At 57.4% G+C, this 13302-nt stretch carries 10 protein-coding genes and 1 riboswitch; of the genes, 8 read left to right on the top strand and 2 right to left on the bottom strand.

What is annotated here, in order from left to right:
- Positions 1-340: 340 nt before the first annotated feature.
- From PPRO_RS15615 to PPRO_RS15650, 8 genes are all read left to right on the top strand, one after another.
- On the top strand, positions 341-2512 hold the full coding sequence (locus PPRO_RS15615; RefSeq protein ID WP_269634976.1) for an HDOD domain-containing protein: 2172 nt from the start codon (positions 341-343) through the stop codon (positions 2510-2512).
- Entirely contained in the window at positions 2509-4773 is a 2265-nt protein-coding gene (locus tag PPRO_RS15620) for a two-component system response regulator (protein WP_011736966.1), read from the top strand. Before PPRO_RS15615 ends, PPRO_RS15620 begins: the two co-directional genes overlap by 4 nt.
- A gap of 340 nt (positions 4774-5113) precedes the next feature.
- Positions 5114-5191, top strand: a riboswitch (cyclic di-GMP riboswitch).
- A 182-nt stretch (positions 5192-5373) separates the two neighbouring features.
- The gene (locus tag PPRO_RS15625; protein WP_011736967.1) at positions 5374-6756 is read left to right on the top strand and encodes an FIST signal transduction protein; all 1383 of its coding nucleotides are present in this window, start codon (positions 5374-5376) and stop codon (positions 6754-6756) included.
- 89 nt (positions 6757-6845) lie between these two features.
- Complete coding sequence (locus PPRO_RS19755; protein WP_011736968.1) at positions 6846-7643, top strand: DUF4388 domain-containing protein; 798 nt, start codon at positions 6846-6848, stop codon at positions 7641-7643.
- An 11-nt stretch (positions 7644-7654) separates the two neighbouring features.
- Positions 7655-8170, top strand: a complete 516-nt coding sequence (locus tag PPRO_RS15635) for a hypothetical protein (RefSeq protein ID WP_011736969.1) — start codon at positions 7655-7657, stop codon at positions 8168-8170.
- Between the two features lie 19 nt (positions 8171-8189).
- A complete protein-coding gene (locus PPRO_RS15640; protein WP_011736970.1) occupies positions 8190-8771 on the top strand; it encodes a hypothetical protein in 582 nt (193 codons plus the stop codon).
- A 71-nt stretch (positions 8772-8842) separates the two neighbouring features.
- Positions 8843-9658, top strand: coding sequence for a ParA family protein (locus PPRO_RS15645; RefSeq protein ID WP_011736971.1), 816 nt, complete (start codon positions 8843-8845; stop codon positions 9656-9658).
- On the top strand, positions 9630-10229 hold the full coding sequence (locus PPRO_RS15650) for a hypothetical protein (RefSeq protein ID WP_011736972.1): 600 nt from the start codon (positions 9630-9632) through the stop codon (positions 10227-10229). Before PPRO_RS15645 ends, PPRO_RS15650 begins: the two co-directional genes overlap by 29 nt.
- Before the next feature lie 126 nt (positions 10230-10355).
- Here PPRO_RS15650 and PPRO_RS15655 read toward each other — a convergent pair whose 3' ends face one another.
- Entirely contained in the window at positions 10356-11978 is a 1623-nt protein-coding gene (locus tag PPRO_RS15655; protein WP_011736973.1) for a methyl-accepting chemotaxis protein, read from the bottom strand.
- A gap of 391 nt (positions 11979-12369) precedes the next feature.
- Positions 12370-13236, bottom strand: coding sequence for a diacylglycerol/lipid kinase family protein (locus tag PPRO_RS15660; RefSeq protein ID WP_011736974.1), 867 nt, complete (start codon positions 13234-13236; stop codon positions 12370-12372).
- Positions 13237-13302: the final 66 nt, after the last annotated feature.

The raw sequence follows: 13302 nt of genomic DNA on the forward strand, positions 1-13302 counted from the left end.
TCATGTCGGAATATGCGCCGTCACCCCCCTGACGGCGCGCGGAAACCAGCCCGCACGGAGCGGCAGAACCGCGCTTTCGCGGGCTATAGTATGCCACGGACGCACCATCTCTGTACATGCACTTTTCAGCTCACATGACGTACCCTTGCCAAGGCAACGACACCAGAACAAGCACGGCTACCACCGCGCCCATGACCAACTATTCGTTTTAAGTACTTAATAAAAATGAATATGCTTTATTTTTACCGCCAGATATGTTCATATCCCACAATTATTCGCCATATTTGACAGTTAGGCCACATATCCAGGCTACAGGAACCGCAACGGGGGAGACGGTTTGTTGCAGATACCAGCAGCAATTCTTGACTCAATCGAATCACTGCATCTGCCACCTATCCCGCAGATTCTGTTGAGATTTCTGCATCTTACCGAAGACGACCGCGCAACGCTCAGTGACCTTGCCGCGCTGGTGGGGCAGGACCCCTCCCTGAGCGCACGCATCTTCACCGTTGCCAACTCTCCGGCTCTCTGCCACGGTAGAGAGTCAAAGAGCCTCACCCAGTGCCTGGTAACCCTTGGCACACGCCTGTCACGAACCCTGGCCGCCTGCCTGGCTGTCCAGAGAGTCTTTGCCCCCACCATTGACAAGCAGCAGTACAGTCTCACCGGCTTCTGGAGCCATTCCCTGCGGGTTGCCGAAACGTCCCGCGCCATTGCGGACGAAATCAACTACATCGATCCGGAAGAGGCCTACATCTCCGGCCTGCTGCACGATGTGGGGCAACTACTCCTCCTGGGGGGAATGGGAAAGCACTACGGCGCCCTGCTGGCCATGAGCAACGATGAGACGGAACTCCGCGATGCCGAACTGCGCGTTCTCCACACCGACCACGCCATGATCGGCGCCTGGCTGATCGACCAGTGGAAGCTCTCCTCTTTTATGGCCGACGCGGTCCTCTTTCACCACAGCCCCCCCGACGCGATCGTCACCGCCGACAGCCTGAGCCAGATCGTCTGGTCCGCCCACACCTTCTGCAACGCCCCTCTCTCTCCCGAATCCGGCCAGCCTCTCAAAACCGTTGAATTCGATACGATAAACGCCATACTCGGTATCAGTGACCAAAGGCTATCGGCCCTGGAGCAGCGCTGTTCGGAACGGGTCGCCCTTATCGCCGAAACGCTCGAAATCCGCGAGGCCGGCATCCAGAAGACACTACCTGCGGCAACCACCCCGCTGGAAGCAACGCAACAAAAACAGCGGACCGCCGACCCTTCCCTCAGCCTGCTGGAGGAGACCGTACGGGACATGGCCCTGATGCACCCCCTGCAACAGGATCTCGTCTCGGTGGACAACGAATCCGACCTGCTCCTGACCGTGCGCGAATCGGCCCGCATACTCTTCGGCCTGGGGCGGACGGCTTTTCTGCTGGCACAGCCGGACGGAAAGACTCTCTCCGGCGCCCCCAGCCATGGCCAGCTGGCCATGCTGCGGCAGCTGGAAATCCCGCTGGATTCCGGCCAGAGCCTGGCGGCAACCAGCTCACGGGACAGGCGCTCCTACTGCACCTTTTCCAGCGATCTCCCCGCCCCCATCTCGCTGGTCGATGTCCAGATCAGCCGGATACTGGGAAGCGAGGGACTGCTGTATGTCCCCCTGGCAAGCCGCGGCAGAACAATCGGCGTTATGGTCTACGGCGTCAGCGCCACGCAATCGGGCCGGGTTCTCGAACAGCTCCCCTGGATAGACAGCTTCGCCCAGGTCGCCGCCGATAGCATGGGCGTCTGGCGCGAGATGCGCACACAAGAACAGCGGATCGAAACAACACTGACGGCACGCTTTGAACGCCAGACCCGCAGGGCGACCCATGAGGCCGGCAACCCACTGGGAATCATCAAAAACTACCTGAGCATCATCAGCAACAAACTCAGCGACCGCCCAGAAATACTGCAGGAAATGGGCATCCTGCGCGAGGAAATCGACCGCGTTACCGCTATCATGCAGCGCATGAACAGCCTCCCGGACGAGCTCCCCCCGGCGGATTCCCTGGACATCAACGCCCTGATCGAGAGCATGCTGGCGCTGTATGGCGACACTCTTTTCACCGAACGGGGAATCGCCCTGGAAAAGTCACTGGACTCCAGGATAAGGCCGACCAGCATTGACCGGGACAGCCTCAAGCAGATCCTGACCAACCTCTGGAACAATGCTGCCGATGCCATGGGGACCGGCGACTGCTTCTTCATCGCCACCCATGCCGATGTCAACCAGAATGGCCGCCCCTACGTGGAAATCAGCATGACCGATACCGGCCCCGGCCTGCCGGCGGATGTCATGGAGCGCCTCTTCCAGCCGCTGGAGCCCACCAGGCGCCCCGACCATGGCGGAGTCGGCCTCTCCATCGTGGCAGGACTGGTTGAACGCATGCATGGCCGCATCACCTGCCAGAGCAGGAGGGGACAGGGAACCACATTTTCTATCCTGCTGCCGCACTCCGGGAGGGACGAGTCGTGAACAGCCTGAACACGACAACCAGGGCTGCCCTTGAGCGTCACGACAGGCCGCACAGCATCCTGATTGTGGATGACGAGCCGCGCATGCGCACAAGCCTGCGCATCCTGCTGCAGGAGAGCGGGCGCGAAATACTGGAGAGCAAAAGCGGGGGCGAGGCGATCGCCACGCTGAAAACGAAGCAGATCGACCTGGTCCTGCTTGACATCATCCTCCCCGACATCTCCGGCCTGGATGTCCTGGAGTGGATCACCAGCAGGGGAGACGCACTCCCGGCCAGCGTCATCATAGTCAGCGTCGATGACAACATCGACTCAGCCATCCACGCCCTACGCAACGGTGCCTCTGAATATATCCGCAAACCGTACGAACCGGAGGTCATCCAGCACAAAGTCAGAAACATCCTCTACCGGCGCCACCTGGAACGCGACCATGTGCTGATAACTTCCCGCCTGCAACACTCGGAGCAGCTGCATCGCTTCCTGGTGGAGAGCTCTCCCGACCTGATCTTCACCCTGGACAACTCCGGCTGTTTTACGTTCATCAACAGTCGCATCGAATCGCTGCTCGGCTTCTCGCGCGAGGAGTTGATCGGCAGCTGCTACGACACCATCGTCCTTGCCGAGGACTTAAAAACAGCCCAGCACCCCTTTACCGAACGCCGCCGGGGCAACCGAGCCACCACCAACCTTGAGATACGGCTGAAGTGCACCCCCAGCCATTACCGTAACTTTGAGAATCACCATATCGTGGTGATGATGAGCTCAACCGGCATCTACGGCGAGCACGACAACGACTTCCCGCTTGCCCGCTGCTTCAGCGGCACCTATGGCGTGGCCCGCGACATCACCGACCGGAAAATCGCCGAGGAGACCATCGCCTTCCAGGCCTTCCACGACCACCTCACCCACCTGCCCAACCAGCGACTCTTCAAGGACCGCCTGGAAATGGCCATAACCCACTCCAAGCGCCATGGGGGAATGGTCGGAGTCATGTTCATCGATTTGGATCGTTTCAAGATCGTCAACGACACCCATGGTCACGCCGCCGGCGACGAACTACTGAAGAACGTCGCCCACCGCCTGCGCCACTGCATCCGCGCCGTGGACACCCTGGCGCGCAAGGGGGGAGACGAGTTCACCGTGCTGCTGCCGGATCTGATGCGCGCCGAGGACGCGGCCCTGATCGCCGAAAAAATCATGCACGAACTGGGTATCCCCTTTTCCGTTGCCGGACAGAAGTTTCACGTTTCCGCCAGCATCGGCATAGCCATCGTGCCACGGGACGGGGAGAGTATCGATACCCTTTTGAAGAGCGCCGACATCGCCATGTACCGGGTCAAGGCCAGCGGCAAGAACGGCTACCGCTTCTTTACCCCGGACATGAACATCTGTTACACCAAACGCATCAGCCTGGAAAACGAACTGCGCCAGGCGATCCCCAACTCGGAATTCGAACTATTCTACCAGCCCCAGGTCAGCATCAACGGAGCCTCCATCATCGGCCTTGAAGCGCTGATTCGTTGGCGTCACCCGACCCACGGCCTGTTGAATCCGGGAGATTTCATCGAACTGGCCGAGGAAACCGGCATGATCGGCACCATCACCGACTGGGTACTGGCCGAGGCCTGCAGACAGTTAGCCCACTGGCGTTCCATGGGGTTCAGCGACCTGCGCATTGCCGTGAACGTATCCCCCAAGGAGTTCGAACGGGACGACATGGTGGAGCAGCTCTCAAGATTCATGTCCACCTTCCAACTTCCACCGGACTCCCTGGAGGTGGAGATAACGGAAAAGATCCTCCTGCGCGACACCCCCAGCGTCATCAACAAGATGAAGACCCTGCGCGAACGGGGCATACGCATCTCCATCGACGATTTCGGCACCTGCTATTCGTCACTCAACTATCTGCGGCAGTTCCCCATCAGCACCATCAAGATCGACCAGTCCTTTGTACGCGACCTGTCGGAAGAACACCGCATCTCACCGATCATACAGGCCATCATCGGCATAGCCAATGGCTTCGGCCTGCACCTGCTGGCAGAAGGCGTGGAGACGCACTGCCAGATGCAGACCCTGCATGCACTGGGCTGCAACGAGATGCAGGGCTATCTGTTCAGCAGGCCGGCACCAGCCGAACAGATCGAGCAGATGCTGTGCCACACGATCTCACACACCACATTGCAATCGCCGGACTTCCTCACCCATCCGCAACTGCTCTCCCCTCTGCTCACTCAGGGCCTCCAGGAACGCCCCCTGGCTTGAACGATCACAGGTACGCCCGCAACGCATCACAAACAGCGTTATCAAAACAAATTTCTGGCTCGCCGCTTCTCCCCGAGCCTCGTCTCTTCCCTCCAGAAGCAAGGCATTATTCCTGCGCACAAGAGAAACTAAAACCAAATTATCAAAAACACATTAACCATCATCGTACACATCCTTTGCCCACACAACGCACAAACCGCTGCCGTGTAAGAAAAAAAACAAAGCAGCCTCAAAGTCGAGTGCGCCAGCGCACAAAATACGGACCAATTTTCATGTACAGACTTTTATACCCTTGACAGCGCAGAACATACGGTTTATGAAAGAACTCGCGCATAACACCTCTATGAAAAGGCAAACTCAGGGCAACCTGGGGACGCAAAGCCACGGGTCCGCAGCAGCGGACAGCCGGGACATCAAGAGAGGGCAAACATGGTTTTCTTAGCCCTTCTTCGCATCATCCAAAGAAGGGCTTTTTTGTGGCATTCACAATTCGCGACCATTACTGTCAACCCTGAACAAAATACTGCATGCCCTGACCGCATCGGTGACGTACTGATGCCGCTGCCAGGTCATGTCATCCGGTGAGCACAAGGAGGATCCATGGCGGGAAAGATCAAAGAAATGATTGATTTTGTTCTCAAGCAGAGGGCTGGTGGCAACCCAATGTTGGAGAAGATCATCAAGACCAAAATGATTCTGAAAGGCATCAATCCAGGCAAATTCACACCAGAGTCAGAGGACAATCCGGAGATAGTGCAGCAACTGGAAGGAATGTCGATGGAACTGGGCTACCTTTGCCCCGAAGCCAGCTCCAACGCCGCCTCGGGTTCCGAAGAAAGCGATTCGTCAACCGACAACAAACTGGTCAACAGGCTGGACATCGTAACGGCATATTCGTCACAGGACGATATCGACGACGTATGCAGCGAGTTATCAAAGCAATTTGTTCTCTTCGACACAAAGCTCGTGGTCTTTTTCGCATCTTCAAAATACGCGCCCGAAGAGATCAGCAAAAAAATGCAGGAGACATTCCCACACGCCTTGGTCTTCGGATGTTCCACCGCGGGGGAAATTGTAACCGGTTCGATGCTGAATGAATCCGTTGTGGCCATGGGATTCAACAACGAATCACTGCTGGATGCAAAAATCGAAGTCATTGAAGACATCAAAGACCCGGAGGGGGTCAAAAAGGCTTTTGACTCCTTTACCGACCATTTCGGAGTTGCCATCGCCGACATGCCGTCAAAAGAATACGTCGGGATCATACTGGTTGACGGGTTGAGCAGTGCCGAAGAAGGTATGATGGAGACCATCGGCGATTCGACGAATGTCGTTTTCATCGGCGGTTCCGCCGGAGACGATATGAAGTTCAAATCCACCTACCTGTATGCGAACGGAAAAGCCTACACGAACGCGGCTCTGCTGGCATTGCTCAAACCGGGAGCGGATTTCACCTTCATCAAGACCCAGAGCTGCCGTGATCTCGGAAAACCTCTTGTTGTGACAAAGGCCGATGAGGCACGACGCGTGGTCCTTGAATTTAACGGCAAGCCAGCGGCAACAGCGTATGCCGAGGCGGTTAACTGCGCGGTTGAAGACGTGACCAAACACTTCACGGACAACCCGGTAGGGCTGGTGATAGACGGCGACCCCTTTGTCCGGACTCCCCAGCAGATCAAGGATGATGGCGCCATGGCATTTTATTGCAGCGTCAAGGAAGGAATGGAGCTGTCCCTCCTGGAGGCGACCGACATCATTGAAGACACTCGCAACGCACTCCTCCAGGCACAAAAGGAATCCGGAAGAATAATCGGGGTCATGAACTTCAATTGCATCATGAGGAAGCTGGAGCTTGAACAGGGCAATGTGACCCAGCAATACGGTGACCTTTTTTCTTCGGTACCAACGGTCGGATTCAGCACCTATGGAGAACAGTACATCGGCCATCTGAATCAAACCGCAACAATGCTGGTATTCAAGTAACTCGATAGAATTCGTGCATTGCAAATGTACGTACATCTTCGTGCGAATTAAGTGACCGTTTAGCACGACAAAAACCATGGAGGTTCACCATGCCTGCAAGTATGGAGAACGTACGCGTTGCTGATATCAGTCCTTCATTGAATGGCAGCCTTTCCCTGACAAACGTAACGGATCTCATCCAATTCCTGGCTTCCAGCTACAAAAACGGGTTGATTCAACTGACCAAGCATCCCGAAGGGACGGACGGCAAAATCTTTTTTGCATCCGGAACCATTACCTGCGTATCCACAACCACCTTGTCAGGACTTGAGGCTCTCTCGTATATCTTGAGCTGGAACCAGGGAGAGTTTCAATTCAGCCCGGATGTCACCTCAATAGAAAAGAACGTTGGCTTCTCAGTGCAGCATTCCATCATGGAAGCCGCTGTACTGCATGACCAACGCAGCAATAGCGTTAACAAGGGAACAGCATCTAAATCAGGCATGGCTATCGATAGTGCCTTGGAAGAAAGGAGCACAATAATGTCGGCACCTGAACGAGATTCAACTACGGTTATGGGTGATTTGCTATTGATCCCGGGCATAGACGCGGTCGTCATTGTCGGGCGGGACGGATTCGTGATCGAATCGGCAGGCCACAGCAGCAGGGTTAACACGGATGAACTGGGAGCAGCGCTGGCTCATGCCACGAACGCCATCGAGGAAATGGGGGCAGAGCTGAAGGTAAACGTATTCCAGGATCTGTTCATCGAATACGGAAAAGCGGTAATCATGTGCAAACCAGTCGGTGACGCCATTGCCGCCGTCATAGCTCCCGATGCGTCCAAGCTCGGAATCATCAGGCATAAATCGAAAAAGTACTTTGAAGAACTTGCCCTACTATTCTAGGAGGCTGAACAATGTCACTCAAACGGGATTTCAGCTTAGACAATGAAACATTTCGCCATTATTTGAATGACCATGCCGTAGTAATGCATTCGCACCACTATCTTGCACTGATCACGAAACTTGCGGAAGATCTCGGCGATATCGGGGGACCCCAGCTGCTCAGAGACATTGTCGAGGAAAGCATGCTTCCGATCTTCAATGATTACATTGAGAAAAACGGCCTGACCACCCCGCTGCAAAAGATAAACGTAGGCAAAGAGTACTATTCGGTGTACGGCCTGGGCAAAATCAAGATCGGCGGAACCGAAGCGGGCGGCGAGGCATGCCTGGTACGGTCTCACATCGATGAAGGCTGGATCAGAAAATGGGGGCCGTACAGCAAGCCGATCAATCACTTCACCTGTGGCTTTGTTGCCGCCATGTTTTCGGCTGCCTTCGGCAAACCGGCCAAAAGCTATATCGTAACCGAAACGGAAGGCATGGCAGTCAATGGCAATGAGGGCACGTTTTCCGTTACGTTAACATGACCAGAAGGAGTCACTACCCATGACCGTAATGCGCGATACTGTTGTAAAATCGCTGGCAAAAATCTCTATTGAAGCGGATGAGAACGGGTTGATACCGGAGTACGACGTTCTGGTAAACCTCCTCCCCACCGCCCTCTTGAATGCAATGGCCGAGAAACTCATGGCAGCCGCGCCGCCTGAAAAGAAGCCGATGGTTGCCGAGGGGCTCGTGCGGGCAGCCTATGAATGCGGATACCATACCGGATGCGGCATCATCACCTCCGATACATTCAACGATGTCGTGATGCCAATGGTAACTGAAGGAGAAAAGGACATCCTGCGGGGAGCGTTCGCGGCCTTCACCGCCTGGGGGTGGGCAAAGTCGGGGATCGTTCAGCTCAAACCTGGCGAGAAGATGGTCATCCGCGCCAATGACTATTATGAAGCAGACAGCAATGGAGAAGGACTTCGGGCCTACATGCTCCGCGGGTTGTGCCAGGCATTTTTTGACCTGACATACGCCGATCCCTATCCCGACGGGATGGACACCTACGTGTGCCAGCAGGTCAAAGGCATCGAAGTCGGCGACCCGCACGGTGAATTCATCGTAGCCAGGAAATAGCCGCACGATGCGTATTCACGAGATCTGCCGTTCCACACAACGTATTCATCCAAGAAGACAGGAGAACCGGTTTGGCCAACATCATTTCAGTCATTAGTTCCAAGGGGGGGACCGGCAAGACCACCGTTGCCTTGAACCTGGCGGTTGCCTTGGCGGAGAAAGGCCACCCCACGCTCCTCGTTGATGTGGATCCTCTGGGCGCAATCGGCCTGTCCCTTGCCCGAAGTGACACCGAGTGGCCCGGGATCGCCGAGTACATCGCCGAAAAGTACTCCATCCGCGATTCCATCATCACAACGAAACTCCCCTCTCTTTCCATACTGCCGAGGGGCCGTCTGGACCCCCTGGACATCAGTCTCTTCGAAGAGGTCTGCTATTCCACCAGGGTGCTGGGGGAGATCCTCGCCAGCATCGAGGAAGAGTATCGGTACATCATCATCGACACCCCCTCGGGGTTGGGCATGATTACCCGCGCCGCACTGGCGACAAGCACCTACGTACTGCTCCCCCTGCAAGCGGAACCGCTTTCACTGCGCTGCATCACCCAGACCCTGCGGGTCATCAGCCATGTCAGAGAGCAGGAGAAACCGGATCTGCAACTGCTCGGGATTCTGGCCACCATGGTGCAACTGCAGCAGGACACCTCATTCCAGGTAATGAAGGCCGCCTGGGGATCACTGGGCGGCGTCCTGGAAACCTATATCCCACGAGCAGACGTATTCGCCCTTGCCAGCGACAAGGGATTGCCAATCTCGTTCCTGGGTGGCAGCTACCCCCCCGAAGCCCTGAGATTCGAACTACTTGCCACGGAAGTGGAGAACACCATCCGGGAACTGGGTGGTAACACAGGAGAACCAGATGGGCGACAACAGCGTGAACTCTTATGATCTGCGTCAGGCGCAGCGGATCCTGACGGCCCTGAAACGCTCCCCCTGTCCCGGATCACGACAACGGGACAGCGAGGCCGCGGAGACAGAACAGGCCCCCTACCTGTCCCTCTCCCGGCAGGGCATCACCAGCCAGAACCACCGGCAGCATACGCCTCCGGCACAGTCGGACCCGGGGGATTCGCGCCCTGAGGAGAACCCGCAGTCCTTCGAAAACTGGGAAAGCTGCATCACTTGGTGCATGACTCTCAGCCGGGCAGAGGCGGCCTTCGTGGTGGATTCCCAGGGCTTCGTCATCGCCTGCCGGGGCAGAATCCCCAGCCAGGGCTTCGAGGGAGCCGGAGCGGAACTGATCTGTTCCATCGAGCAACTGGAGCGCATCGCGCCCGACTCGGGAAAGCTCTCCTGCGTGGACCTGGAATTCGACAAGAAGCGGATGATCGGATTCGTTACCAGCATCAACGAGAACGAGCCCTATATCGTCGGCCTGGTATCACCTGATACGATTACCAACCAGACCAAACAGAGAATCCTGCACCAGATATCCAGCAACCTGCCAAACATGAACTGAAAGGCAGGTCCTCCGCAATGGGGGACCTGCCTCTTCACACGCCAAACAAACCGTTTTTCCATCAACATGCAATCAGAAAAGGGGGGAACGGATGTTGCCCGCGGCAAGCATCCGATCCCCTGACGTTTACAACCTGAACTGCTGTACGAGCCGCTGCAACTCACTGGCATTGTTGTTCAACTGCGCCGCGGCGGTAGCGGATTCCTGGGCGCCGCACGAGGTCTGCTGAACAACTTCAGTGATCTGCTGCATGTTACTGGCGATCTCACCGGTGGTGGCGGTCTGTTCCTCGGCAGCAGTGGCGATCTGGTTGACCTGCATGGCAACGTTGTTGACCTGCTCCAGGATATCCCGTAGCGCCTCGCCGGAACGGGCAGCCTCGATGGTGCCGGACTCCACCTGGCTCACCCCTTGCTCCATGGCAGCCACGGCATCCCTGGTCTCTCCCTGGATGGCCTTGATCATCTCGCCGATCTCGCGGGTGGCGCGGGTGGTGCGTTCCGCCAAGGCGCGCACCTCGTCGGCAACCACCGCGAACCCCCGCCCCTGCTCTCCTGCACGGGCCGCTTCGATGGCCGCGTTCAGCGCCAGCAGGTTGGTCTGGTCGGCTATGTCCTCGATGGTGCCGATGATGGCGCCGATCTGGTCGCTGCGCGCCCCCAGGCTCTCCACGGTCCTGGCAGACTCCTGCACCTTGGCGGCGATCTGTCCCATCACCACCACCGTCTTTTCAACCACCTCCGCGCCGTTCTGGGCCGAAGCCGAGGCGCGCTGCGCCCCCTCGGCCGCCATCTGGCAGTTCTGGGCGATATCGCCCGATGTGGCTGACATCTCTTCACCAGCAGTGGCAACGGTGCCGGCCTGGGCCGCCACCTCTTCGGCGCCGGTGGCGATCTGCTCCGCGGTGGCATGCAACTGGCTGGAGGCCGCCGCAACCTGGGACGAGGTCCCTGATACCTGGTTGATGATGTTGCGCAGGTTATCGACCATGACCTTCATGGCCTGCAGCAGGCGGCCGGTCTCATCCCCTGAGGTCACTCGGACGTCCACGTTCAGATCTCCCGCCCCGATGGCCGTGGCCACCCGGACCGCGTCATTGAGCGGCGTCGTGATCATGCGGCTGATGTACAGGCCGAGCAGGACGGCGATGACGATGTTGGCAGCGACAAAACAGACCATGAGCATAAAGGCGTTGCTCGCCGTCCTCTCGTTCTGTTCGGACAGCAGCTTGCCCTGCTGCTGCATATTCTCAATCAGTTTGTCGCTCAATTCCTGATAACGCAGGGCAGCCTGCTTGGCCTCGCCGTGCATGAGCGCCAGGGCCTCGGCGTCTCGCTTCTCGTTGTCAAGCCTGATGATCGTAGAGATGTGCCCCACATAGACTTTCCGGGCATCCTTGAACTGCTCGAACAGCTTGCGCTGTTCTTCGTCGGAAATACTCTTCTCAAAGCTCTCCACATTAGTACCGATGGTGCCGCTCAGCCTCTGAATCGTCTGCAGGGCGTTACGACGTTCATTCTCGTCAGTTGCGCCCACTGCATCACGCAGGTTGATGCGAACCCGCTGGAACGATTCGGCTATGACCGCCAGTTCCCCCAGGGGAACGGCGAGTTTTTCGTACATCTTCTTGTCAGCGTCCGCGATCTGGCGGTTCCTGGTTATGCCGATGACGCCCACGACGCCGCTGATCACGGCCACGAGCACGAATGCCGCCAACAACTTTGTCCCCACATTCAGATTGTTGAACATGACTTCCCCCCCTGTTTTAAGTCCTTTAGTGAACAGACTGTAATTTTCATCACATTGTACCAGAGACTATCACTTTGTCCGCTCCCTGCACATTAAGGCAAGAATGGCTGATTGCATAGTCTTGTCCCGGGTCATGCGCAAACATCCGGATACAAAGGCACTCCGCGCAACCAGAGGCTACCTCCATGACGACCAAGAGCGCCTGCGCCGCGGGAGCTGGCTCCAGACAAAATCATGACTGACCTTTAACCGACACAATCATGACGGTCAAGAGAATACACAACAAAGCATCATCGGGGCAACCGGCGTAAACCACCGGACAGTACGACACTCCGGCACCAGGAGGCGGTGCGCATAATCACAACAGCCGCATAACAGGAAAAATGAGTACTCAGACGATGATGCGCGCAAAATCTTCCAGGACCCTGAACCTGGCCGGAGTGTAGCCGATAAAGTCCCCGTCTACCTGCACCGGCTTGACGCCGCGGATCGCCACTTCCCTGGCCGTTATGCCCAGCAGCTGCCGGCTGGTCTGCGCCCTCCCCGAAAACAGGTCCCACGCCAAGCGCAGGTAATCCCTGCGCCGGTTGCCAAGGATGCAGACCACCATGAACTCCGGCGAGAACAGGTCTCCCCCGGGAGCGAGGACAAAGTCTCCGCCATACCGGGATGCCGCGCAGATGATGGCGCCGTGACAGGCAAGCGTGCGATCGGGGGTGACTACCTGGATCATCTCCCCTTCCCAGCGCAAGGCGTAACGCAGGGCTGAGAGCGCATAGGCCCCCTGTTTCAGCAGCCGCTTCTCCCCTGGGCGCACATCCCTGACAACCGCGCCATCCACGCCGATGCCGGCCATGAGCAGGAAACGATGGCTGGCCCGTTCCAGATCCAGGAGTCCCAGCGGCAACTGACGGCTCCTGCCGGCAATAATCCGCTCCAGTCCATCCTCCAGCGAACGGATGCCGATCTCCCGTGCCAGCACATTGGAGGTTCCCAGGGGAAGAATGGCAACCGTCGCCATACCGGGACGCAAACCATTCAGCACCGCGTTGATGGTTCCGTCACCGGCGGCAACAATGACCAGGGGATTCTCCTCCGCCCCATTGATCCTGCGGCAATGGACAGCCGCATCCGCCGGTGTTCTCACCTCCAGGAGCGTAGGCGTTAGCCCGCTTTCAGCAAGGCGGGTGACGATACGGGGGACGTGGCGCGGGTCATAGCTCCCGGAGAGGGGATTGACGAAGAGAAAGGATTGCATGGGAGTGAAACCTCCAGGAATGTGCGAAAGAGGGATAGCCCCCCTTCGGGCCGGAGCCCTGATTGC

The organism is Pelobacter propionicus DSM 2379 (genome assembly GCF_000015045.1).
In the GTDB taxonomy this organism is placed as follows: domain Bacteria; phylum Desulfobacterota; class Desulfuromonadia; order Geobacterales; family Pseudopelobacteraceae; genus Pseudopelobacter; species Pseudopelobacter propionicus.